This is a genomic window from Curtobacterium sp. B8 (genome assembly GCF_000333315.1).
Lineage (GTDB): Bacteria > Actinomycetota > Actinomycetes > Actinomycetales > Microbacteriaceae > Curtobacterium > Curtobacterium luteum.
The window spans coordinates 1-22,638 of sequence record NZ_BACW01000391.1 but is presented as its reverse complement, the minus strand read 5'-3'; the positions used below and the strand labels follow the sequence as shown (position 1 = coordinate 22,638).

23 protein-coding genes are annotated in these 22,638 nt (G+C 72.4%); 13 read left to right on the top strand and 10 right to left on the bottom strand.

What is annotated here, in order from left to right:
* Positions 1–829: EamA family transporter (locus tag I59_RS19695; RefSeq protein WP_261976552.1), on the bottom strand; the 829-nt coding region annotated here is incomplete at its 3' end.
* A gap of 163 nt (positions 830–992) precedes the next feature.
* On the opposite strand from I59_RS19695, the gene I59_RS10110 reads away from it, so the two are divergent.
* Positions 993–1,907, top strand: a complete 915-nt coding sequence (locus I59_RS10110; RefSeq protein ID WP_022903769.1) for a LysR family transcriptional regulator — start codon at positions 993–995, stop codon at positions 1,905–1,907.
* Between the two features lie 138 nt (positions 1,908–2,045).
* Here I59_RS10110 and purB read toward each other — a convergent pair whose 3' ends face one another.
* The 3 genes from purB to I59_RS10090 form a co-directional block, all read right to left on the bottom strand.
* Positions 2,046–3,431: an adenylosuccinate lyase gene (gene purB / locus I59_RS10105; protein WP_022903768.1), complete on the bottom strand. Its 1,386-nt coding sequence runs from the start codon at positions 3,429–3,431 to the stop codon at positions 2,046–2,048.
* Positions 3,428–3,940, bottom strand: coding sequence for a low molecular weight protein-tyrosine-phosphatase (locus I59_RS10100; RefSeq protein ID WP_022903767.1), 513 nt, complete (start codon positions 3,938–3,940; stop codon positions 3,428–3,430). Before I59_RS10100 ends, purB begins: the two co-directional genes overlap by 4 nt.
* Before the next feature lie 235 nt (positions 3,941–4,175).
* Entirely contained in the window at positions 4,176–4,574 is a 399-nt protein-coding gene (locus I59_RS10090) for a phage holin family protein (RefSeq protein WP_022903765.1), read from the bottom strand.
* Between the two features lie 64 nt (positions 4,575–4,638).
* Here I59_RS10090 and I59_RS10085 point away from each other — a divergent pair, with 64 nt between their 5' ends.
* The 5 genes from I59_RS10085 to I59_RS10065 all read left to right on the top strand — a co-directional run bounded on the left by I59_RS10085 (position 4,639) and on the right by I59_RS10065 (position 10,346).
* Positions 4,639–5,718: a histidinol-phosphate transaminase gene (locus I59_RS10085; RefSeq protein WP_022903764.1), complete on the top strand. Its 1,080-nt coding sequence runs from the start codon at positions 4,639–4,641 to the stop codon at positions 5,716–5,718.
* Positions 5,719–5,741: 23 nt separating this feature from the next.
* Positions 5,742–6,875, top strand: a complete 1,134-nt coding sequence (locus tag I59_RS10080) for a thiamine pyrophosphate-dependent enzyme (RefSeq protein WP_022903763.1) — start codon at positions 5,742–5,744, stop codon at positions 6,873–6,875.
* An 89-nt stretch (positions 6,876–6,964) separates the two neighbouring features.
* The gene (locus I59_RS10075) at positions 6,965–7,924 is read left to right on the top strand and encodes an alpha-ketoacid dehydrogenase subunit beta (RefSeq protein WP_031273565.1); all 960 of its coding nucleotides are present in this window, start codon (positions 6,965–6,967) and stop codon (positions 7,922–7,924) included.
* A 37-nt stretch (positions 7,925–7,961) separates the two neighbouring features.
* Positions 7,962–9,593, top strand: a complete 1,632-nt coding sequence (locus tag I59_RS10070; RefSeq protein ID WP_022903761.1) for a dihydrolipoamide acetyltransferase family protein — start codon at positions 7,962–7,964, stop codon at positions 9,591–9,593.
* Positions 9,594–9,770: 177 nt separating this feature from the next.
* Positions 9,771–10,346: a GNAT family N-acetyltransferase gene (locus I59_RS10065; protein WP_022903760.1), complete on the top strand. Its 576-nt coding sequence runs from the start codon at positions 9,771–9,773 to the stop codon at positions 10,344–10,346.
* A gap of 358 nt (positions 10,347–10,704) precedes the next feature.
* Here I59_RS10065 and I59_RS19690 read toward each other — a convergent pair whose 3' ends face one another.
* The 4 genes from I59_RS19690 to I59_RS10045 form a co-directional block, all read right to left on the bottom strand.
* Complete coding sequence (locus tag I59_RS19690; RefSeq protein ID WP_022903759.1) at positions 10,705–11,991, bottom strand: esterase family protein; 1,287 nt, start codon at positions 11,989–11,991, stop codon at positions 10,705–10,707.
* Positions 11,988–14,057, bottom strand: coding sequence for a bifunctional lysylphosphatidylglycerol flippase/synthetase MprF (locus tag I59_RS10055; protein WP_148286162.1), 2,070 nt, complete (start codon positions 14,055–14,057; stop codon positions 11,988–11,990). The genes I59_RS19690 and I59_RS10055 overlap by 4 nt, the downstream gene beginning before the upstream one ends.
* Before the next feature lie 81 nt (positions 14,058–14,138).
* Positions 14,139–15,335 (bottom strand): histidine kinase, encoded by a 1,197-nt coding sequence (locus I59_RS10050; protein WP_022903757.1) that lies wholly within the window; start codon positions 15,333–15,335, stop codon positions 14,139–14,141.
* Positions 15,328–15,960, bottom strand: coding sequence for a response regulator transcription factor (locus I59_RS10045; protein WP_022903756.1), 633 nt, complete (start codon positions 15,958–15,960; stop codon positions 15,328–15,330). Before I59_RS10045 ends, I59_RS10050 begins: the two co-directional genes overlap by 8 nt.
* Before the next feature lie 56 nt (positions 15,961–16,016).
* On the opposite strand from I59_RS10045, the gene I59_RS10040 reads away from it, so the two are divergent.
* Entirely contained in the window at positions 16,017–16,811 is a 795-nt protein-coding gene (locus I59_RS10040) for a GntR family transcriptional regulator (RefSeq protein ID WP_022903755.1), read from the top strand.
* Positions 16,812–16,974: 163 nt separating this feature from the next.
* Here I59_RS10040 and I59_RS10030 read toward each other — a convergent pair whose 3' ends face one another.
* Positions 16,975–17,427 (bottom strand): glucose PTS transporter subunit IIA, encoded by a 453-nt coding sequence (locus I59_RS10030; protein WP_022903754.1) that lies wholly within the window; start codon positions 17,425–17,427, stop codon positions 16,975–16,977.
* Positions 17,424–17,675, bottom strand: coding sequence for a PTS transporter subunit EIIB (locus I59_RS10025; protein WP_022903753.1), 252 nt, complete (start codon positions 17,673–17,675; stop codon positions 17,424–17,426). Before I59_RS10025 ends, I59_RS10030 begins: the two co-directional genes overlap by 4 nt.
* Positions 17,676–17,856: 181 nt before the next feature.
* On the opposite strand from I59_RS10025, the gene I59_RS10020 reads away from it, so the two are divergent.
* The 6 genes from I59_RS10020 to I59_RS23460 all read left to right on the top strand — a co-directional run.
* Complete coding sequence (locus tag I59_RS10020) at positions 17,857–19,125, top strand: PTS transporter subunit EIIC (RefSeq protein WP_022903752.1); 1,269 nt, start codon at positions 17,857–17,859, stop codon at positions 19,123–19,125.
* A 125-nt stretch (positions 19,126–19,250) separates the two neighbouring features.
* A complete protein-coding gene (locus tag I59_RS10015) occupies positions 19,251–20,162 on the top strand; it encodes a metal ABC transporter solute-binding protein, Zn/Mn family (RefSeq protein WP_022903751.1) in 912 nt (303 codons plus the stop codon).
* A complete protein-coding gene (locus I59_RS10010; RefSeq protein ID WP_022903750.1) occupies positions 20,159–21,037 on the top strand; it encodes a metal ABC transporter ATP-binding protein in 879 nt (292 codons plus the stop codon). The genes I59_RS10015 and I59_RS10010 overlap by 4 nt, the downstream gene beginning before the upstream one ends.
* Positions 21,037–21,969, top strand: a complete 933-nt coding sequence (locus I59_RS10005) for a metal ABC transporter permease (RefSeq protein WP_022903749.1) — start codon at positions 21,037–21,039, stop codon at positions 21,967–21,969. The genes I59_RS10010 and I59_RS10005 overlap by 1 nt, the downstream gene beginning before the upstream one ends.
* Positions 21,966–22,379, top strand: a complete 414-nt coding sequence (locus tag I59_RS10000; RefSeq protein WP_022903748.1) for a Fur family transcriptional regulator — start codon at positions 21,966–21,968, stop codon at positions 22,377–22,379. The genes I59_RS10005 and I59_RS10000 overlap by 4 nt, the downstream gene beginning before the upstream one ends.
* 10 nt (positions 22,380–22,389) lie before the next feature.
* Positions 22,390–22,638, top strand: a 249-nt coding sequence (locus tag I59_RS23460) for a triacylglycerol lipase (protein WP_031273559.1), incomplete at its 3' end; no start/stop codon positions are given.

Sequence of the window (22,638 nt, the reverse complement as noted above, 5' to 3'; positions counted from 1 at the left end):
ACGGCACGCCGCCAGCCGAGGACGACACCGCGGGTGGCAGCCCGGACGACGCCGACCCAGCCGCCNGCGCCGGCCGCGACGCCCACAGCACGGCCCCCACGACGACCGCCCCCGCCACGACCTCGACCGCGTCCGGCACCTCCCCGAACGCCGCCCACGAGGCGAGCACCCCGACCACGGGCACGAGCATCGAGAACGGCGCGACCGTGCTCGACGGGTAGGTCCCCATCAGCCGCGACCAGATGCCGTACCCGACGAGGGTCGCCACGAGGACGATGTAGAGCAGGCCGAGGTCGGCCGGCAGTGCTGCGCGTGTGAAGACCGTGCCGAGCGCCTCCCCGATGCGCGACGGACCCTCGACGACCACCGACAGCACCGCCATCGGCACCGGCGGCACGATCGACCACCAGAGCGTGAGGTGCAGCGGGTTCGGGGCCCCGGCCCGCCGCGTCGCGACGTTGCCGATCGCCCACCCGAGCGCCCCGCAGAGCGCCAGCACGACCGGCAGGAGCGCCGCCGCCTGCGCACGGTGCACCGCGATCGCCGCGAGCGCGCACACCGCGATCGTCACCCCGACGACCTGCCGCCCGGTGAGGCGCTCCCGCAGGAAGACCCCGGCGAGGACGACCGTGAACGGCGCCGACGCCTGCAGCACCAGCGACGCCAGCCCCGAGGGCATGCCCGACGCCATGCTCAGGTAGAGGAACGCGAACTGCAGGACCCCGAGCCCGAACCCCACCAGCAGCAGCCGGCCGAACGGGATGCGCGGCCGCGGCACGAAGAGCACCGTCGGCACCGCGAGCAGGGTGAACCGGAGCGCGGCGAGCAGGAACGGCGGGAAGTGGTCGAGCGCCAGGGCGGTGGCGGGGAAGTTCAGGCCACGGCCACGACGACGGCGAGGAGACGGTCACGAGCGAGCACGCCTCCAGCCTGGCGAGCACGACGCTGTAGCACCAGCGAATCTTCAGAGAGCGACGATGTAGTGTCCCTGCATGGTCGACTTCGACGTGCAGCTCCTCGCGGTCCTCCGCGAACTCGCCGACCGCGGCAGCGTCACCGCCGTCGCCGAGGCCACCCACCGCACCCCGAGTGCGGTGTCGCAGCAGCTCCGCACCCTCCAGCGGCAGGCCGGGGTCCCGCTCGTCGAACGTCGGGGCCGCGGCGTCTGCCTCACCGAGGACGGCCGGGTGCTCGCGGGGCTCGCCACCGGGGTGGCCACCGCCGTCGCCGCGGTGGACGCCGCCTGGCGCGAGCACTTGGGCGGCACCATCGGCCAGGTCGACCTCGCGATCTTCCCGTCGGCCGCCGAGCTCCTGCTCCCCGGCCTCCTCAGCCGGATGCGGGAACACCCGGGCATCGAGCTCGTGCTCGTCGACGTGGACGTCAGCGAGGACGAGTTCGGGCCGCTCGCCGCCGACCACGACGTCGTCGTCGGGCACCGTCCGGACGGCGCGCCGCCCGCGGGACGGGCAGGCCTCCGGACGTTCCCGCTGCTGCGCGAGCCGCTCGACGTCGCGTTCCCGACCGACCACCCCCTCGCCGGACGCCGTCGGGTCGCCATCGACGACGTCGTGGGGGAGACGTGGATCGGGGTCCCGGAGAGCTACCCCATCGACCGGGTGCTCACCGCGCTCGCGGCCGCGACGGACACTCCGCCGAGCGTCGCCTTCCGGACGATCCACCTCCCGCTCATCGAGAACCTCGTCGCCGCCGGGCACGGCATCGCCCTGGTGCCGCGCTGGACCTCGGGCACACGGGCGCCGGGCCGGTTCCACCTCGCCGAGCTCGCGGACGTCCGGGCCGGACGTCGCATCGACGCGCTCGTCCGCCCGGACCGTGCGGTCCGTCCCGGGGTGCGGACCGTCCTGGAGGCGCTGGTCGCCGAGGCGCACGACGTCACCGCCTGAGCCGGTGACGGTCGCGGCGGGGCCGACCCGGGCCTCCAGGCCGATGCGTGACGCACGACCGCAGACGGCCGCCTCCGCGCTTCGCGGGGACGGCCGTCGGACGTGGAGCGTCGGACTTGGAGCGTCGGGCGTGGAGCGTCAGACGTCCAGGTGGTCGACCAGCTCGTCCGCGAGCCCCGTGTACGTCGCCGGCGTGAGGTTCGTCAGCCGCGCCTTCGCGCCGTCCGAGATGTCGAGGCCGTTCACGAACGCGACCAGGTCCGCCTGGCCGATCCGCTTGCCGCGCGTGAGCTCCTTGAGCATCGCGTAGGGGTCCTCGATGTTCGACTGCCCGGCGGTGACCTCGGCGCGGATGACCGTCTGGATCGCCTCGCCGAGCACCTCCCAGTTGCCGTCGAGGTCCTCGGCGAGCCGCGCCTCGTTGACGGCGATCTCGGACAGGCCGCGACGGAGGTTGTCGAGCGCGAGCAGGGAGTGGCCGAACGCGACGCCGATGTTCCGCTGCGTCGTGGAGTCGGTCAGGTCGCGCTGCAGGCGGCTCGTGACGAGGGTCTCGGACAGCGTCGAGAACAGGGCCGACGAGATCTCGAGGTTCGCCTCGGCGTTCTCGAAGCGGATCGGGTTGATCTTGTGCGGCATCGTCGACGACCCCGTGGCACCCGCGACCGGGATCTGCGTGAAGTACCCCATCGAGATGTAGGTCCACACATCGGTGGCGAGGTTGTGCAGGATGCGGTTCGCATGGCGGACGCGGTCGTACAGCTCGGCCTGCCAGTCGTGCGACTCGATCTGCGTCGTCAGCGGGTTCCAGGTCAGCCCGAGGCCCTCGACGAACTCCTTCGACAGCGCGGGCCAGTCGGCCTCGGGGTCGGCGGCGAGGTGGGCCGAGAACGTGCCCGTCGCGCCGCTGAACTTGCCGAGGTACTCGGTCGCCTCGACCTGCGCGAGCACCCGCTCCAGGCGGTACACGACCACCGCGAGCTCCTTGCCGAGCGTCGTCGGCGTCGCGGGCTGCCCGTGCGTGTGCGAGAGCATCGGGACGGCCTTGAGCTCCTCGGCCATCTGGCGGAGCGCCGCGATCACTGCCTTGAACGCCGGCAGCCAGACCTGGTCGACGGTGTCGCGCACGGTGATGGCGTACGAGAGGTTGTTGACGTCCTCGCTCGTCGCGGCGAAGTGGGTGAGCTCCGCGATCGCGTCGAGGCCGAGCTCCGACAGCCGCCGGCGGACGAAGTACTCGACCGCCTTGACGTCGTGCCGGGTCGTCGCCTCGATCTCGCCGAGCTCGGCGATCTGCTCCTGCCCGAAGGTCTCCGCGACGCGGCGCAGTGCGGCCTTGTCGTCGACGCTCAGCGGCGACGTGGTGAACATCGCGTGGTCGGTCAGGAAGACCAGCCACTCGACCTCGACCACGATGCGGGCGCGGTTGAGGCCGGCCTCGGAGAGGTGCTCGCCCACCGTGTGCACGATCGGGTAGTACCGCCCGTCGAGCGGGCTGATCGGCTGCGGGGGAAGGGGGGTCATGGGGCTCCCTGACGGACTGCCGGCTCGAGTTGGCGGAAGAGCGCCCGGCAGGCCCGTTCGACGGTCGAGAGCACTCGGTCGAACTCGTGCCGGTCCGCGTAGTACGGGTCCGGTACGTCGGTCTGCTGGGGCCAGGCGTCGTCGTACCGCAGCAGGAGCGTCACCTTCGCGGCGTCGTCCATGGTCGGTGCCCACGACCGCAGGACGCGTTCGTGGGAGCGGTCGAGTGCGACCACCAGGTCGAGGTCCGGGAACCGGTCCGGGTCGAACTGGCGGGCGCGATGCCTGCTCCCATCGTATCCGCGCGCGGCGAGGGCCGCGATCGTCCGCTCGTCCGCCGGCTCGCCGACGTGCCAGTCGCCGGTGCCCGCGGACTCGACGACGAACCGGTCGCTCATCCCGGCGTCGGCGGCGAGCTGCGCGAACACGATGCCGGCCATGGGGGAGCGGCAGATGTTGCCGCTGCAGACGAACGAGACGCGGAACGGGGCGTCGGCGTCCTGGGTCATGGGGACATCATGGCGCAGCAGGCGGTGGTCGGCGACACCCCCGATCCGGCCGGGAGGCACGGTGCGGGTCATGGACGACGGCTCCACTACGCAGGTGGTGGCGTCGGGTGCGTGCGCGCTCACGCGCGCCGGAGGTGCGGTCCGGCGGTGCCCGGTGCGGCGGTGCGCGGCGCCGAGGCACCCGGTCCGGCGGTGCGCGGCGCCGAGGCGCCCGGTCCGGCGGTGCCCGGTGCGGTCACGCGCGGCCGCGGTCGAGCACCGGCCGCACGAACAGGCCGATCAGCCAGGCGAAGACGGCCAGGACGAAGGCGCCCACGATGCCCCACCCGAAGGAGTCGACGTGCAGCCCGAAGCCGATCGCGGTCGAGATCCCGGCGACGATGAGCAGCAGCACGGCGTTCACGACGAACGAGATGAGCCCGAGGGTCAGGATGTACAGCGGGAACGCGACAACCCGGATGATCGTCCCGATGACCGCGTTGACGAGGCCGAAGACGAACGCGACGAGCAGGAACGTGAGGACGGTCGCGGTCGTGCCGCCGTCCCCGAACGCGGTCACGGAGACGCCGCTCACCAGGAGGGTGGTGAGCCAGAGCGCGAGGGCGTTGACGACGAGGCGGACGAGGAATCGCATGCGCCCATGATGCCCGGGCCCACCAGGGCGCGTGCCGCGAGACCGCTGCCGGTACCCTGACGGGATGAGCGACGAGCGCGTCCACATCCGTCCCGACATCGCCGTGCTGCCCGCGTACAAGCAGGGTCGTCAGGCAGCGGCGGACGCGTTCAAGCTCTCGAGCAACGAGAACCCCTTCCCGCCGCTGCCCGGTGTCGTGCAGGCCGTGCAGGCGCAGACGGCGTTCAACCGCTACCCGGACGCCACCGCCCTCGCCGTCCGTGCCGAGCTGGCGCGCCGGTTCGACGTCACCGCGGACGAGGTCCACGTCGCCCCCGGCAGCGTCGCGATCCTGCACGAGCTGGCGAAGGCCACGAGCGGCCCCGGCGACGAGGTCGTCTACGCCTGGCGGTCCTTCGAGGCCTACCCCGGGGTCGTCACCGTCGCGGGGGCGACGAGCGTGCAGGTGCCGAACCGGCCGGACGGCGGGCACGACCTCGACGCGATGGCCGCCGCCGTCACCGAGCGCACCCGCATGGTGATCGTCTGCACGCCGAACAACCCCACGGGCCCGATCGTCACCGCTGACGAGTTCGACCGGTTCATGGCGTCCGTGCCGTCGACCGTGCTCGTGGTCCTCGACGAGGCCTACGCCGAGTTCGTCACCGACCCTGCGGCGGTCCGCGGCGGAGCGCTCATCGGACGCTTCCCGAACCTGGTCGTCCTGCGGACGTTCTCGAAGGCGTACGGACTCGCCGGCCTCCGTGTCGGCTACGCGATCGGGCCGCAGTACGTGCTCGACGCCGTCCGTGCGTGCGCGATCCCGCTGTCGGTCACCGCGCAGGGGCAGGCCGCGGCGCTCGCGAGCCTCGAGCGCGAGGACGAACTGCTCGAACGCGTCGCCGAGCTCGCCGACAGCCGCGACCGCATCGTCGCCGCGCTGCGCGACCAGGGCTGGCCCGTCCCCGACGCCCAGGGCAACTTCGTCTGGCTGCCGACCGGCACCGGGACGGCTGCCGCAGCCGAGGCGTTCGAGGCCGCGGGGATCATCGTCCGCGCCTTCCCACCGGAGGGCATCCGCATCTCGATCGGCGAGCACGAGGCTGTGGAAACGCTCCTCGAAACGGCCCGGTCGCTTGTGGGGGACCTCACATCGGCCCGTTGACCGCTGCCGCTACGCTGGCCCGCATGTCATTCCGCGCCGCGGCTCCCGCGACGAGCACCATCCGGCTCCTCGACCCCGAGGGTCGGTTCGTGGAGACCGACGAGAACGCCGAGTTCGCCGCCGCAGCGCGGGCGATCCCGGACGAGACCCTGCTGGCGATGCACCGCCGCATGGTGCTCACCCGCCGGTTCGACCACGCCGGACACAACCTCCAGCGCACCGGGCAGCTCGGGCTCTGGGTGCCGAGCCACGGACAGGAAGCCGCGCAGACCGGCTCCGTCTTCGCGCTCCGCGCCCAGGACCACGTCTTCCCGTCGTACCGCGAGCACGCCGTCACCACCGAGCGTGGCGTCGAGCCGATGGAGATCATCGCGATGTACCGCGGCCAGACGCACGGCGGCTGGGACCCGGACGAGCGTGGGAACACGCACATCTCGACGCTCGTGATCGGCTCGCAGACGCTGCACGCGACCGGGTACGCGCTCGGGCAGAAGCTCGACGGCGTCGTCGGTACGGGCGATCCGGACGTCGACGCATGCTCCATCGTGTACTTCGGCGACGGCGCGACCAGCCAGGGCGACGTGAACGAGGCGTTCGTCTTCGCCACCTCGACGCAGGCGCCCGTCGTGTTCTTCCTGCAGAACAACCACTGGGCGATCTCCGTCCCGGTGACCGTGCAGTCGCCGACCCCGCTCGTCGACCGCCCGCGTGGCTTCGGCATCCCGAGCGTCCTCATCGACGGCAACGACATCCTCGCGTCCTACACGGCATCCGTCGTCGCGACCGAGCACGCCCGCAGCGGCCAGGGTCCGGCGTTCATCGAGGCCGACACCTACCGCATCGGCGCCCACACCAGCTCGGACGACCCGAGTCGGTACCGCGCCGACGGCGAGCTCGAGGACTGGGTCCGCCGCGACCCGATCGCGCGTTCCGAGGCCTACCTCCGCTCGAAGGGCGCGACCGACGAGCAGTTCGCCGCGTTCGACGCCGAGGGCGAGGACCTCGCCGCCGACGTCCGTCGCCGCACGGTGGAGCTGACCCCGCCGCCCGTCGACGTCATGTTCGACAACGTCTACCGCGAGCCGCACCCGCTCGTCGCCGAGCAGAAGGCCTGGCTCGAGCACTACGAAGCCGGCTTCGAGGGGAGCGCCCACTGATGAGCACGACCGAGCAGCTCTTCGACTACACGCTCCGGGCCCACCCCGGCGCCGGCGAGGTCCCGAGCGACCCCACCCCCACGCTGACCATGGCCAAGGCGCTCAACGCCGGGCTCGCCGCCGCGATGGAGGCCGACGACAAGGTCCTGCTCATGGGCGAGGACATCGGCCAGCTCGGCGGGGTCTTCCGCATCACCGAGGGCATGCAGGACCGCTTCGGCCCCGAGCGCGTGCGGGACACCCCGCTCGCCGAGTCCGGCATCATCGGCACCGCGATCGGCCTGGCCCTGCGCGGCTACCGACCGGTCGTCGAGATCCAGTTCGACGGCTTCGTGTGGCCCGGCTTCGACCAGATCACCTCGCAGCTCGCGAAGATGCAGAACCGGCTCCCGGCGCACATGTCGCTGCCGGTCGTCATCCGCATCCCCTACGGCGGCCACATCGGTGCCGTGGAGCACCACCAGGAGTCCCCGGAGGCGTACTTCGCGCACACCGCCGGCCTCCGGGTCGTGAGCCCGAGCACCCCGAACGACGCCTACTGGATGATCCAGGAAGCAGTGGCGTCGAAGGACCCGGTGGTCTTCCTCGAGCCGAAGTCCCGTTACTGGCCGAAGGGGCAGGTCGACCTCGTCGACGGCCACGTGCCGATGCACACCACGCGGGTCGCCCGCACCGGCACCGAGGTCACCCTCGTCGGCCACGGCGCGATGGTCGCCACGCTCATGCAGGCGGCCGAGATCGCCGAGTCCGAGGGCACGAGCTGCGAGGTCGTGGACCTCCGCTCGATCTCCCCGATCGACTGGGAGCCGCTGCTCGCCTCGGTCGCGAAGACCGGTCGGCTCGTCATCGCACAAGAGGCGTCGGGCTTCGTGAGCGTCGGCAGCGAGATCGCCGCCACGGTCGCGGAGCGTGCCTTCTACACGCTGCAGGCGCCCCCGCTGCGGGTGTCCGGCTTCGACGTCCCGTTCCCGGTGTCGAAGCTCGAGCACCTCCACCTCCCGGACGCCGACCGCGTCCTCGAGGCCGTCGACCGCGCTCTCGCGTACTGACCCCCGTCCGACCCCGAACGACGTCGAAGGAGCCGTAGTGGCCGCCGCCGAATTCCCCCTGCCCGACGTGGGCGAAGGCCTCACCGAGGCCGAGATCGTCCAGTGGCGTGTCGCCATCGGGGACGAGATCGCCGTCGACCAGGTGCTCGTGGAGATCGAGACGGCGAAGTCGCTCGTGGAGCTCCCGTCGCCGTTCTCCGGCACCGTGACGGGCCTGCTCGTCGCGGAGGGCGACACCGTCGAGGTCGGCAAGCCGATCATCCGGGTCGACTCGGACGTGGTCGCCGGTGGCCAGCCGGGAGGCTCCACCCCCGTCGCCGAGGCGGCTCCCGTGTCGCCCGTGGTCGCCCCCACCCCGTCGGTCGCGCCCGCAGAGCCCGCTCCCGCCGCGCCGGCTCCCGCTGCGTCCACGCCGGCAGCCGCTCCTGCGGCGCCCGCCCCGGCCGCGGCGCCCACCCCGGCAGCGGCTCCGGCCGTGGCCGCTCCCGCCGCGCAGGCTCCCGTCGCACCGGACGCTCCCGCGGCCGCGGCGCCGTCCGCGGCACCGACGTCCGTCGCCGACGGCGCAGCCGTCGTCGGCACCGACGAGACGTCCGGCGCGGTCCTCGTGGGGTACGGCTCCGCGACCTCCGCGCCGTCGCGTCGGAAGCCGGGAGCCCGCCGGGCCGCGGCCCTCGCGGCCGAGGCGAGCCGCGCCTCCAGTGCGGACGCGGCGGCAGCCGCCGAAGCGGCATCCGACCCGGGTGAGGACTCGACCGCCGACGCCGTCGCCAGCCAGGGCACGCGCCCGCGCAAGCAGAGCGTGGCGACGAACGTCCTCGCCAAGCCGCCGATCCGGAAGCTCGCCCGTGACCTCGGCGTCGAGCTGAGCGAGATCGTCGCGACGGGCCTCTCGGGTGAGATCACGCGCGACGACGTGATCCGGCACGCGAAGCAGGCCAGCGTGTTCCGCAACATCGAGACGCCCGAGTGGGGCGAGGTGCGCAGCGAGACAATCCCGGTCAAGGGCGTCCGCAAGGCCATCGCGACCGCCATGACCACCTCGGCGTTCACCGCTCCGCACGTGTCGCTGTTCGTGGACGTCGACGCGACGCACACGATGGAGTTCGTCAAGCGGCTCAAGGCCTCGCCGACGTTCGCCGGGGTCAAGGTGTCGCCGCTGCTCATCGTGGCGAAGGCCGTCATCTGGGCCGTCCGTCGCAACCGCTCGGTGAACTCGACCTGGACCGACAGCGAGATCATCGTCCACCACTTCGTCAACCTCGGCATCGCCGCTGCGACCCCGCGCGGGCTCATCGTCCCGAACATCAAGGACGCGCAGGACATGTCGCTCCTCGAACTGGCGCAGGCGCTCGAGCAGCTCACGATCACCGCCCGCGACGGCAAGACGACCCCCGCGCAGATGGCGAACGGCACGGTGTCGATCACGAACATCGGGGTGTTCGGCATGGACACCGGGACGCCGATCCTCAACCCGGGCGAGGTCGCGATCGTGGCCATGGGGACGATCAAGCCGAAGCCGTGGGTCGTCGACGGCGAGGTCCGCTCGCGCATGGTGACGACCATCGGGGCGTCCTTCGACCACCGGGTCGTCGACGGCGACGTGGCATCGCGCTTCGTGCACGACGTGGCCTCGGTGCTCGAGGAGCCAGCGCTGCTGCTCGACTGACGGTCGGAGGCTGCGGTCGGCGGCGGCGGCGGCGGCGGCGGCGGTGCTGCGGCGGCGGTGCCCGGTCGCGGTGGCGGTCGGCGGCGGTCGTGCGGGATTCCGCACGACCGGGGCCGGGTTGCGCGGAAGTTCCGCGGAGTTCACCCGGATGTCGGTGGCCGGGGTGAGGATCGGAGCATGGTCCACCAGCTCCTGGTCCCCCCGCAGGAGATCCGAACGGATCGGCTGCTCCTGTCACCGCTGACGCCCGGTGACGTCGACGACGTGCACGCGCTCTTCTCGGACGCCCGCACGTGGCAGCACCTGCCCGAGGGTCGGCACCGCGACCGTGCGCAGACCGTCGCGCTGGTCCAGGCGAAGATCGGCGGCCGCATCCGCCACGGGCTCGGGTCCTGGCTGGTCCGCTCCGTGCATGACGGCGGGTTCCTCGGTGTCGCCGGTGTGGACATGACAGCCGGGCACGTCTGGAACCTGGGCTACCGGTTCGTGCCGGAGTCGTGGGGCAACGGCTACGCGACCGAGGCCGCCGTGGCCGCAGTGCGGGCCGCGCACGACGCCGCCCCCGACGTGCCGGTCACCGGTCGGGTGCTCACGAACAACCCGGGGTCGGCGGTCGTGCTCCGTCGCGCCGGCCTCTCGCTCGTCTGGCAGGGCACGACCGCTGCGCCGACGCCGGTCGGGGTGGAGCGGCAGGTGTGGGCCGACCGCGGCCTCACCGACGAGCAGCATGCCTGGCTCGTCGAGCACGCCTGATCGCTGGCGCGCTCTCGCGGGGCGGTGCCCTCGCTGCTCGGTGCCCTCGCTGCACGGTGCCCTCGCCGCACGGTGCGAGGTTTCGCGCATGGTGCGAGGGGCAAGGCCTCGCACGGTGTGCAGAACCTCGCACCATGCCACCGCCACGTCGCACGGTGCGAGGTGCACGCCGCGCGGCGCACGGTGCGAGGTTTCGCGCGTGGTGCGAGGGGCAAGGCCTCGCACGGTGTGCACAACCTCGCACCATGCCACCGCCTCGCCGCACGGTGCGAGGTTTCGCGCATGGTGCGAGGGACAAGGTCTCGCACCATGTGCACAACCTCGCACCGTGGCACCGCACCGCCGCGTCGCCCCCGGGTCAGCGGAACAGCGCGTCGCACAGCCGCGGCAGCTCCGCCCGCAAGGACCACTGCACGGTGTTCCAGTCGTGACCGCTCCGTGGCGCCGACGCGATCGTGGTCCGGATGCCGGCTCGGGTGGCGGCGGCGCCGAGCTCCCGGGCGTTCTCGCTGAACTCGCGGTCGCTCGACCCCGCCGTCAGCCAGAGCTCGTGCCCGCGGTACGGCTCGTGCGCGGCCATGAGCGCCCGCGGTGCCGCTGCCTCCCAGCGGGCGACCGAGCCGCCGAACGCCTGGTCCGCGCTGTGCTGCGGCGACTGGTCGATGGGCTGCAGCTCACTCGAGATCGCGAGCGCGGCCCCGAAGTCGTCCGGGTGCCCGGTCAGGAACTGCACGGCGCAGGTCGCCCCCTGCGAGAACCCGACCATGCCCCAGTGCGCGCGGTCCCGGGTCACCGGCAGGTGTGACGTCGTCCATGCCGGGACGTCCTCCGTGACGTAGGTGTCGACGTCGCCGAGCTGCGAGTCGACGCACATCGTGTTGCGTCCTGGTGCGGAGAGCTGGTCGACGGACAGCACGACCGGCGCGCGACCGTGGTGCGCGGCGGCGTACGCGTCGAGCACGGTGCTCATCCGGCCCGCCGTGAACATGTCGCTCGGGGCTCCGGGTTGCCCGGCGAACGCAAGGACGACGGGCAGCGGCCGCGGGTCCCGCACGAGGGCGGCCGGCGGCAGGTAGACGACCGCGGGCCTGGCGTCGAAGTGCGACCGTCGGCCGGGGATCTCCACGGTGCGCACCTCGCCCACCGCCGGCATCGTGGTCGCCGGCGTCGCGTGCGCGTCGAACGCCGGGTACGGGTCGCTGTCGACGACGGTGCCGAGGGTCGGGTACTTCGCAAACTCCACGTTCACCCCGAGCGCCGGGACGAGCAGTGCCGCCGGCACGAGGACGATCGCCATCGCGCGGCGCCAGCGTCCTCCCTGCACCAGGGCGGTGCCCGCGAGGGCGAGGGTCGCGGCAGCGAGTGCGCACCACATCCGTGTCACCGGGCTGAGGGACACCCCGAACAGGTCGAGCACGTCGCTCGTCAGCCAGCAGGCGAGGAGCACGACCGCGGCTGCGGCTGCCGCGATCCCCGCTCGCACCCCGACACCGCGCCACGCAACGGGAGAGCGCCAAGCAACACCTCGATGCCGGACCGCGGGCAGGAGCACGAGCACCGCGACCACCGCGAACGCCACGTCGATCGGCACGAGCTTCGACGGGGCCTGCAGCTGCGTCGCGAGCAGCCACTCGGTCGCGGTCATCCCCGGCCGGCCGGCGAGGTGGGACGTGCGCCGCCAGCTTCGGCGCCCGCCGCCGTGACGTCGGTCCGCCGGTGCGCCTGGCGGAGCGCCCAGAGGTGCTTCGGCCGGAGCCCCGGGACGTACGCGGTCGCGAGTGCCCGCGCCACCCGGGGCACGTGCAGCGGGGTCGGCACCACGAGCCAGAGCGGCTCGTGGCGCGCGCCGAACTTCTCCTTGAACCGCTGCAGGGACCGGAAGCCGTACACGGGTTCGAGCACACGGGCCAGCAGCGCCGACCCTCGGGCGACGAGCGCACCCGCGTCGGGGTGCACGGCCAGCGGTGTGCCGGACAGGCTGATCGTGGTGAGCCCGGCCTCGCGGGCGCGCAGTGCGGTGCGGGCGATGAGGAACTCCATCACCCCGGGCATGCCGCCCTCGCCCCGGCGCATCACGTCGAGCGTCCAGCCGGTGAGGGTCCCGTGCTCGTACACGGGTAGCCAGCTCGTCACGCCGACGACGTGGTCCTCGGCGTCGAGCGCGAGCATGAGCCGCACGTCGGGGTCGTCGAGCTCCCGGAGCCCGCCGAGCGTGAAGCCCATCTCCGGCAGCCGGCGGTCCGCCGCCCACCGGGTGCAGATCGTCTCGACCTCGTGGCGGTGCGCGGCCGAGAGTGCGCCGAAGGTCGTCCACGCGTCCCGAACGCCCTCGCGGTCGGCGCGGTTCGACGCCGTCCGGAGGTCCTGCCGCTTCTTGCCGCTCAGGCTGAACGCCGTGACGTCGAGCACCGCCTCGACGCCGACCGGCAGCGCTGTCCAGCCGTCGGCAGCGAGGATCTCCCGCACCGGCTCGTGCACGCTCGTGAACGCGGGCACCCAGCCCTTGCGCTCGCAGGAGTCCGCGAAGTCCCGGAGGACGACTGCGCGGTCGGCGGCGGCGCAGACGGGATCCGAGACCGTCAGCGCGACGTCCCCGTGCACGCGGTACGCCACCGCACCCAGCCCCGCCGGGTGCACCCAGGTGGCGTTCCCGTGCCAGGTGCCCATGTGACCGAGGCTGCCGGCGTCCCCGTCGCGGAGCATCGCCACGAGCGCGGCCTGCGAGCCGTCCACGGCGCGGAAGCGTGCCCGGACGAGACGCCCGTGCAGCCCGAGCACCACCGCGAGGACGACCGCCGGCACGACCCAGGCGCCGAGGAGGGTCGCCTGCCACTCGAGTGCGTCGAGCCCGAGCCCCTGCCACTGCACCCCGCCGTCGTGCAGGGGTTCGATGAGGAACGCGTCCGCGAGCACGACGGTCAGGACGACGAGCACCCCCACGGCGATCGTGACGCCGAGTCGCCGACCGTGCTGCACGAGCCAGGCGGCGAGCAGCAGGAGCACCCCGACCGCGGCGGTCGAGTCGTCGCGCATCGCGTCCGCGAACGGCGACAGGACCCCGTCGGCATCAGGCACGACGAGCGTCACCAGGGTGCCCGCTCCGAGCGCGCTCAGCGTCGCCACCACGACGGTGCGCGCGGGCGGCAGGGCGCGGACGGTCCGGTCCGCCTCGTGGTGGACCGGCCTGGAGGCACGGTGCGCGACGAGCGCGCCCGCTGCGGTCCCGAGGAGGGTCGCCAGGGCACGTGCCAGGTCCGATCCGTGCCCGGCGAACAGCACGAGCGTGAGGACGACCGTCCACAGGACCGTCCGGACGCGCCACCGCCACTGGAGCGTCATCGTGGCCGAGGCGGCCCCGAGGAGTGCCACGGCGACGGTCGAGGGTGCGAGGAGCGGTTGGCCGGTCGCCGTCTCGGCGTGGGCCTCGCCGAGCGCGGAGCCGACGGTCACCGCGACGAGCGTTGCCAGCACGGCGAGTGCGGGAGCGACGACGCCGATGACGACGGTCCGGACCGACCCGAGCGCGCGTTCGGCCACCACGGTCGTCGCGACCACCGCGGCGAGTGCCAGGCAGGCGACCGGCGGGTGGTGCGGGAAGTCCGGCTCCGAGTGCAGCAACCGCGCGGAGACGACCGCGAGCACCGCGGCGACCGCCACGACGACGGAGACCGGGAGCGCGCGGAGACGGGTGAGGACGGGAGGAACTGCCACGGTCTCATCGAAGCGGTCGCCGCACCCCGGGCACATCGCTCCGCGGCGTGATCCTCGGGTGGCCGATCGGCCACCGGGCGGTCATCCGACCGGCGGGGTGTGCTCGGCCGGGATCCGGAGGTGCAGGGCGAAGCCGTCACCGGGCTGCGGGCCGGCCTCGAGCGACCCGCCGAGCAGTGAGGCCCGCTCGCCGAGCCCGATGAGCCCGAGCCCGGACCCGGGGAGCTCGAGGCGTTCCGCACGCGCCGGACCGTTCACGAGGTCGACGAGCACGGTCCCGTCGTGGAGGCGTGCGCTCACCCGCACCGCGGCGTCCGGGGCGTGCTTGCGCACGTTCGTGAGGCCTTCCTGCACGAAGCGGTACACGGCACGCTGGACGGGTTGGCCGAGCGTCTCCGGCAGGTCCACGGTCGCGGTGGTCTCGAGGCCGCTGTCGGCGATGAGCCGCGGGAGGTCGGCGAGCACCGGCTGCGGGGCGATCTCCCGCGCGGTGCCGCCCGAGGCGCGGAGCACCTGCACCATCTCGCGGAGCTCCTGCAGCGTGACGACGCAGAGCTGCCGGATCGTGCGGGCGAAGCCGCGCTCGGCCTCGTCGCGCCCGGCGACCTGCACGGCTCCGGCCTGGACGGCGATGAGGGTGACCTGGTGCGAGACGACGTCGTGCATCTCGCGGGCGAGGAGTGCCCGTTCGCGGGAGAGTGCGACCTCGGCGGCCTGCCGTCGTTCGTCCTCGCGGGCCAGACGGACCTCGGTCAGCTGCTCGGTCAGGCGGGCGCGCGTCCGGACGAGCAACCCGATGGCGAGCGGCCCGATGGCGAAGATGGCGGCGTACAGCACCGACACGACGAGCTCGCCCATGGTCTGCGGCGGTCCGACGAACCCGGCGAAGCCGACGAACTGCACGGCGGCGGCGACGAGCATCAGCCAACGGCGGTCGGTCCGCTCCCCGAGCGTGAACAGCGCGATGCTCGCCGCGACGACCGCCGACCCGACGAACAGGCCGGGCATCGTCAGCGCGAAGGCGAGCACCGGGGCGCGGCGTCGGAGCAGCAGCGCCGCGGCGGCGGCGAGCGACAGCCAGGTCTCGAGGGCGGTCGCTCCCGAGATGTCGAGCACGGCGTCGGCGACGGCGGCGGCGACGAAGAGCGCGTCGACCAGCCACCACGGTGCCCGGTGCGCACGCGCCCAGCGCAGGCCGGTGTCGACGAGGCGGTCGAGCCTCCCGTCGGCGTCGTGCAGCGCCTGCGCGAGCCGGGTCCGGTCCCGGTGCTCAGCCATCCAGGAGTCCTGCCTCGGCGGCGCGCAGCGCCAGCTGGACCCGCGTCGCGACGCCGAAGGTCACGAGCAGGGCGCGGACGTCCTCCTTGACGGTGCCCGTGCTGACCCCGAGCCGGCGTCCGATCTCGGGGTTGCTGGCCCCGTCGGCGATGCACGCGAGGACGGCGCGCTCCCGGTCACTGAGGTGCGGCGGCTCGATCGGGGCCCGTGCGGCGAACAGCCGTCGACGGTCGACCCCCGGTGCGATCACGACGCCACCGCGGGCGAGGACGCGGACGTACTCGGCGAGGGCCTCCGGGTCGGTGTCCTTGAGCAGGAAGCCGGCGGCGCCGAGTTCCATCGCCCGACCGATGTACTCCTCCGCGTCGAAGGTCGTGAGCATCGCGACCGAGGGCGGGTCCGTGAGGGACTGCAGCTCGCGGAGGACGTCCAGCCCGTTGACGTGGGGCATGCGGACGTCGAGCAGCACCACGTCCGGGCGGTGCTCAGCGATCACCCGCACGGCGTCCACGTCGTTCGACGTCGCCACCACGTCGATGTCCGGGGCCGCACCGAGGATGAGTTCGAAGCCGTACCGGACGAGCGTCTCGTCGTCGACGATCACCACCGAGGTCACGGGCGTCATCTTGTCACGGGCGTTGGTGTTCCGGGACGGACTCGCTACTGTGATGGGAACTGGTCATGTCCGCGCATGACCACCTCTCGTACCACCAGGACAGCAACGGAGCAGACCGAGCGATGACGACCCGCATCACCGAGGGTGCTGAACCCAAGCACCAGCAGCTGCGGCGGATCCTGCTCGACCTCGCCACCACGCGCCTGGCGCCCGGCGCCGCGATCCCGTCCGAGCGGCAGCTCATCCAGGAGTACGGGGTGTCCCGGATCACGGTGCGCGAGGCCCTCGGCCAGCTCGTCAACGAGGGCTACCTCGAACGGGTCCGCGGCAAGGGCACCTTCGTCGCACACCGCCCCGTGCAGTCGACGCTGCACCTGGCGTCCTTCACGGAGGAGATGCGGGCGCTCGGGCACGTCCCGACCACCGTCGTGCTCGTCCGCGAGGAACGCGTCCCGCCGTCGGACACCGTCGCGGCGCTCCGCCTCGGCGAGGGCGAGACGGCGTACCACCTCAAGCGTCTCCGGATGGCGGACGGGGCGCCGGTGTCGATCGACGACGCCTGGCTCTCGGCGTCGGCGTTCCCCGGCCTGCTCGACCAGGACCTGTCGGGGTCGGTGTACTCGCTCGCGGCGACGGAGTACCGGACGCCGATCGACCGGGCGCAGCAGACCGTGGCGGCGAAGCCCGCGGCCGACGACGTGGCGACGCTGCTCGGCACGAAGACCGGGGCGCCGGTGCTCGAGTTCGACCGGGTGTCGTACTCGGGGGACCGGCCCGTCGAGCACTCGCGCTCGTGGTACCGGTCGGACCGCTACCGCGTGCAGATGGAGGTCACGGCGGCGCCGCAGGCGGTCGCGTAGGCGCGCGCGGCGCGCGGCGCGCGCGGCGCGCGGCCCGAGACTCGGGCTGAGCGACAGTTCTCGGGCTCCGGGCCGCGAGAACGGTCCCCCACGCCGAGACTCGGCGCGCGCGGCCCGAGACTCGGCGCGCGCGGCCCGAGACTCGGCGCGCGCGGCCCCGCGCCTACGCCTCGAAGAGCGCGTCGCCCTCGCGGACCGTGGTGCCGACCGTGCCCTGCGGCACCGAGTCCGGCGCGGAGCCGAGCACGACGACCGGGCAGATCGGCGAGTAGCCGGCGGCCGAGATGACCGACGGGGTGAACCGGACGACCGGGTCACCCGCCGAGACCGTGTCGCCCTCGGCAGCGAGGAGCTCGAAGCCCTCACCCCCGAGCTTCACGGTGTCGATGCCGACGTGCACGAGGACGTCGGCGCCCGCAGCACCCTGCAGCGCGAACGCGTGTGGGTGCAGCTTGACGATGGTCCCGTCGACCGGGGCCACGGCGGTCACCGCACCCTCGACGCCCGTCGGGTCGACCGCGACCCCCGCGCCGACGAGCTGCCCGGCGAACACCGGGTCGGGCACGTCGGCGAGCGCGACGACCGGACCGCCGAACGGCGTGCGGACCGCCGTCACAGCTCGTCGCCGTCGATCGAGTCGTTGATGTCCTGCGCGAGGTTGTCCGCGATCGGACCGACGATGACCTGCCACCCGGTGCCCCCGCCGACGACGGCCTGGGCGCCGGCGGCCTGGAGCGCGGCCTTGTCCACGAGGTCCCCGTCCTCGACCTCGACGCGGAGGCGCGTGATGCAGCCCTCGACCTCGTCGATGTTGTCGGCACCGCCGAGCGCGGCGATGATGTCGGCTGCCTTGATGTCGGCCATCGTTTCCTCCTCGTTAAGGGTGTTCGTACCAGGTTGACATGCGTTCGGTTGCGGTTCAGACTACGGAACTGGTCATGACCGGACAGGACCGGCTCGGCACTACGCCGAGGCTACCGGCGACACCCGCGGGACTCAACTCCCCGATACCCCGCAGCTCCACCCGACGACGAGAGGAACTCCGATGAGCGTCACCACCGCCACGGACGTGCCGGAGAAGAAGGCCCCGAAGAAGCAGTCACGTTTCTTCGCCAACGCGCAGCGCCTCGGACGGAGCCTGCTCCTGCCGATCGCGGTCATGCCCGCCGCGGGCATCCTGAACCGCCTCGGGCAGAGCGACATGCTCGGCGCCATCCCGGGGTTCGGTGACGGAGCGAACGTCATCGGCGCGGCGGGCAGCGCGATCTTCACCTGGCTGCCGCTCCTCTTCGCCGTCGGCATCGCGATCGGCTGGGCGAAGAAGTCGGACGGCACCACGGCGCTCGCCGCGGTCGTCGGCTACATGGTCATGTACCAGGTCTTCGCGGTCATGTCCCCGCTCGTCCTCAAGGGCGTCAAGGATGCGAACGGCGACCAGGCCACCATCAACTTCGGCGTCCTCGGCGGCATCGTGATGGGCCTCGTCGCAGCGGGTCTGTGGCAGCGGTTCCACCGGACGAAGATGCCCGACTTCCTCGGCTTCTTCTCGGGTCGCCGCCTCGTGCCGATCCTCACCGCGGCCGCCGGTCTCGTCATCGCCGTCCTGATGTCGCTCGTCTACCGCTACTTCGACATCGCCCTCACCGCGGCCGGCCAGGCCGTGGCGGACAACGCCGTGATCGGTGGTGGCATCTTCGGGTTCGCCAACCGTCTGCTCATCCCGGTCGGCCTGCACCAGCTGCTGAACTTCTTCCCGTGGTTCCAGCTCGGCAGCTTCACCGACGCGGCCGGCACGATCGTCCACGGCGACATCCCGCGCTTCCTCGCGGGCGACCCGACCGCCGGCATCTTCCAGACCGGCTTCTTCCCGATCATGATGTTCGCGCTGCCGGCCGGCGCCCTCGCCATCTGGCGGAACGCCAAGCCGCAGAACCGCAAGCTGGTGGGTGGCATCATGCTCTCCGCGGCGCTCACCTCGTTCGTCACGGGCATCACCGAGCCGCTCGAGTACTCGTTCATGTTCGTGGCGTTCCCGCTCTACGTCATCCACGCGTTCCTCACGGGCACGTCCCTCGCCCTCGTCAACGCCCTGGGCATCCGCGACGGTTTCTCGTTCTCGGCCGGAGCGATCGACTACCTGCTCAACTTCGGCAAGGCGGACGGCGCGATCTGGCTCATCCCGATCGGCCTCGGCTACGCGGTCGTCTACTACTTCCTGTTCTCGTTCGTGATCAAGAAGTGGAACCTCCGCACGCCGGGCCGCGAGGAGGACACGATCGCCGAGAACACGATCGACGCGGCCACGAAGCCGTAGACGTCACCACCTGACGGACTGGAGGCGCGGTGCCAGCCGGTACCGCGCCTCCAGTCCGTCCACTGGCGCCTTCCTCACGCGACTGATTTTGACAACCGTTATCAACAAGCGCTAGCGTCGTCGACATGCAGCAGCGTCTCCTCGTCCTCCCGCTCGTCGCCGGCGCAGCCGCGCTCGCCCTGACCGGCTGCGCGGCCGGCTCCGGCTCCGGTGACGCCAGCTCGGACGGCACGATCCGGGTCGTCGCCTCCACCAACGTGTACGGCTCGCTCGTCGAGTCGATCGGTGGCGAGCACGTCTCGGTGACGAGCCTGCTCGACGACCCGTCGCAGGACCCGCACTCGTTCGAGGCGAGCGCGAAGACCCAGCTCGCGGTGTCGAAAGCCGACCTCCTCATCGAGAACGGCGGCGGCTACGACGACTTCATGACGACCCTCGCGGACGCCTCGAACACGAAGGCCGACACCATCAACGTCGTGCAGCTCTCCGGCCTTGACAAGGGTGGCGACACCGAGTTCAACGAGCACGTCTTCTACGACTACCCGACGATGGTGAAGCTCGTGGACGACGTCGCGACGCGGCTCGGCGACCTCGACGGTGCGGACAAGAACACCTTCGAGGCGAACGCGAAGACCCTCACCGGGAAGCTCGAGCAGCTCGAGTCGCAGACGGCCTCGCTCAAGACGAAGTACGACGGCGAGGAGGTGGCGTACACCGAGCCCGTGCCGGGGTACCTCTTCGACGCGATCGGGCTCGACAACGTCACGCCCGAGAAGTTCTCCGAGGCGATCGAGGAGGGCGACGACGTCCCGCCGGCCGCCCTCAACGACACGCTCGAGCTGTTCAGCCAGAAGTCCGTGAAGCTGCTCGCGTACAACGAGCAGACGTCCAGCCCGGAGACCGAGCAGGTCAAGAAGGCAGCCGACCAGGCCGGTGTCCCGGTCGTCGGTGTCACGGAGACGCTCCCGAAGGGGGAGGATTACGTCTCGTGGCAGCAGGCGAACATCGACGCGGTGACGGCGGCGCTGGCGAAGTGACGACCGTCCAGACCTCCTCGCGGACCGCCGCGGCCCCGGGCCGTGGCGGTTCCGCCGTGCTCGCCCTGCGTGACGCGGCGCTCTCCTACGGTGTGCGACCGCTGTGGTCCCACCTGGACCTCGACGTCGCGCCGGGGGAGTTCCTCGCGGTGCTCGGACCGAACGGCGCCGGCAAGACCTCGCTCCTGCGGACCGTGCTCGGCCAGCAGCGGCTGACGAGCGGCTCGATGTCGTTCCTCGGGCAGCCGGTGCGTCGCGGACACCGGCGGATCGGGTACATCCCGCAGCAACGCCTGATGGAGGCCGGGACGCCCCTCCGCGCCCGGGACATGGTCGCCCAGGGCGTCACCGGACACCGCTGGGGTGTCCGGCCGGTGTCCCGTGCGGACCGGGCCCGGGTCGACCGCATCCTCGACGAGGTCGGTGCGACGGCGTTCGCGGACGCCCCGGTCGCCGAGCTCTCCGGCGGCGAGCAGCAGCGCACCCGCGTCGGGCAGGCCATCGCCGCCGATCCCGCGCTGCTCCTCTGCGACGAACCCCTCATCTCGCTCGACCTCCGGCACCAGCGCGGCGTGACCGAGCTCATCGACCGGCAGCGTCGACAGCGGGACGCGGCGGTGCTCTTCGTGACGCACGACGTCAACCCGATCCTCGACGTGGTCGACCGGGTGCTCTACATCGCCGGCGGGCGTTTCCGGATCGGTGCGCCCGACGAGGTCCTCCGCTCCGACGTGCTCAGCGACCTCTACGGCACGCCCGTGGACGTCGTGCGGACCATGGGGCGGATCGTCATCGTCGGGGCGAACGAGGCGGCCCACGACCACCACTGCGACCCGGACCCGCACGCGGTCGTGCCGGACGAAGGGCGGATCTGATGGACGTGTGGTCGCAGGTGTTCTCCTTCCAGGACTACGGCGAGCTCCTGGTGCTCGTGCAGAACTCGATCTGGGCGGGCGCGGTGCTCGGCATCGTCGGCGGGCTCATCGGCCCGTTCGTCGTCGCCCGCAACATGCCGTTCGCCGTGCACGGCATCTCGGAGCTCTCGTTCGCGGGGGCATCCGCGTCGCTGCTGCTGGGCGTCAACGTGGTGACCGGGTCGCTCGTCGGCTCGGTCATCGCGGCGCTGCTCATCGGGCTGCTCGGGTCACGGGCGCGGGAGCGCAACTCGATCATCGCCGTGCTCATGCCGTTCGGGCTCGGGCTCGGCATCCTCTGCCTCGCGCTCTACAAGGGGCGGGCGGCGAACAAGTTCGGCCTGTTGACCGGGCAGATCGTGTCGGTCGACAACCCGCAGCTGACCTTCCTCGTCGTCATCGCCGCGATCGTCGTCGCGACCCTGCTCGTCGTCTGGCGCCCGCTGATGTTCTCGTCCGTCGATCCCGACGTCGCCGCCGCGGCGGGCATCCCGGTGCGGACGCTCGCGATCGTGTTCATGCTCGTGCTCGGCCTCGCCACCGCGGTCTCGGTGCAGATCGTCGGCGCGCTCCTCGTGCTCTCGCTGCTCGTCACACCGGCCGCCGCGGCGCTCCGCCTGACCTCGCACCCGGTCGTGGTGCCGGTGCTGTCGACCGTGTTCGCCGTCACCTCGGTGGTCGGCGGCATCCTGCTCGCCCTCGGCGGCGGCTTGCCGATCAGCCCCTACGTCACCACGATCTCCTTCGCCATCTGGGTCGTGTGCCGCATCGTCGGAGCGCGGAAGGACCGCCGCGGACGCGACCGGGTCGCCGGGCGCGAGCGGGACGGCGGAGGCGATCCGGGCCTCCAGACCGGTGCCGGAGTGGACACGAAGATCGGAGCCAGCGCGTGAACGCCGTGCAGAAGCCCAAGCGGAACACCTGGCAGCGGGAGGCCGTCCGCGGCGCCCTCGGCTCGACCGAGGGATTCGTGAGCGCGCAGGCGCTCCACCAGCACCTCCGCGAGGGCGGCTCGACCATCGGACTCGCGACCGTCTACCGGGCGTTGGCCGACCTCGCCGCGGACGGGGACGCCGACTCGCTGCAGCAGGACGGCGAGTCCCTGTACCGCGCGTGCACGACCGACGCGCACCACCACCACCTCATCTGCCGGAACTGCGGTCGCACGGTCGAGATCGAGGCGGACCCCGTCGAGCGGTGGGCGCAGGAGGTCGCGGCGCAGCACGGCTTCACGAACGCGAGCCACGTCGTCGACATCTTCGGCGAGTGCGCCGCGTGCACCGCGGCGCGGGCGGGCGCGTAGCCTGCGGGACATGCACGTGATCCTGGTGCCAGGGTTCTGGCTCGACGCGAGTGCGTGGGACGACGTCGCTCCGGTGCTGGTCGCGGCCGGCCACTCGGTGCAGGCGGTGACCCGGACGGGCGACTCGCTCGACGCGCAGGTCGCCGCGCTCGTGGCACTGCTCGACGAGGTCGCGACGGCCGAGGAACGGGTCGTGCTCGCGGGACACTCCGGCGCTGGNCCCATCGCCTTCATGGCAGCCGACCAGCGGCCGTCGCTC

Coding starts and splice junctions, on each gene's coding strand:
- I59_RS10080 (WP_022903763.1), top strand. CDS start 5,742: ATGTCATTCCGCGCCGCGGCTCCCGCGACGAGCACCATCCGGCTCCTC.
- I59_RS10110 (WP_022903769.1), top strand. CDS start 993: ATGGTCGACTTCGACGTGCAGCTCCTCGCGGTCCTCCGCGAACTCGCC.
- I59_RS19690 (WP_022903759.1), bottom strand. CDS start 11,991: ATGACCGCGACCGAGTGGCTGCTCGCGACGCAGCTGCAGGCCCCGTCG.
- I59_RS10090 (WP_022903765.1), bottom strand. CDS start 4,574: ATGCGATTCCTCGTCCGCCTCGTCGTCAACGCCCTCGCGCTCTGGCTC.
- purB (WP_022903768.1), bottom strand. CDS start 3,431: ATGACCCCCCTTCCCCCGCAGCCGATCAGCCCGCTCGACGGGCGGTAC.
- I59_RS10040 (WP_022903755.1), top strand. CDS start 16,017: ATGTCCGCGCATGACCACCTCTCGTACCACCAGGACAGCAACGGAGCA.
- I59_RS10025 (WP_022903753.1), bottom strand. CDS start 17,675: ATGGCCGACATCAAGGCAGCCGACATCATCGCCGCGCTCGGCGGTGCC.
- I59_RS10065 (WP_022903760.1), top strand. CDS start 9,771: ATGGTCCACCAGCTCCTGGTCCCCCCGCAGGAGATCCGAACGGATCGG.
- I59_RS10005 (WP_022903749.1), top strand. CDS start 21,037: ATGGACGTGTGGTCGCAGGTGTTCTCCTTCCAGGACTACGGCGAGCTC.
- I59_RS10020 (WP_022903752.1), top strand. CDS start 17,857: ATGAGCGTCACCACCGCCACGGACGTGCCGGAGAAGAAGGCCCCGAAG.
- I59_RS10050 (WP_022903757.1), bottom strand. CDS start 15,335: ATGGCTGAGCACCGGGACCGGACCCGGCTCGCGCAGGCGCTGCACGAC.
- I59_RS10100 (WP_022903767.1), bottom strand. CDS start 3,940: ATGACCCAGGACGCCGACGCCCCGTTCCGCGTCTCGTTCGTCTGCAGC.
- I59_RS10015 (WP_022903751.1), top strand. CDS start 19,251: ATGCAGCAGCGTCTCCTCGTCCTCCCGCTCGTCGCCGGCGCAGCCGCG.
- I59_RS10085 (WP_022903764.1), top strand. CDS start 4,639: ATGAGCGACGAGCGCGTCCACATCCGTCCCGACATCGCCGTGCTGCCC.
- I59_RS10075 (WP_031273565.1), top strand. CDS start 6,965: ATGGCCAAGGCGCTCAACGCCGGGCTCGCCGCCGCGATGGAGGCCGAC.
- I59_RS10045 (WP_022903756.1), bottom strand. CDS start 15,960: ATGACGCCCGTGACCTCGGTGGTGATCGTCGACGACGAGACGCTCGTC.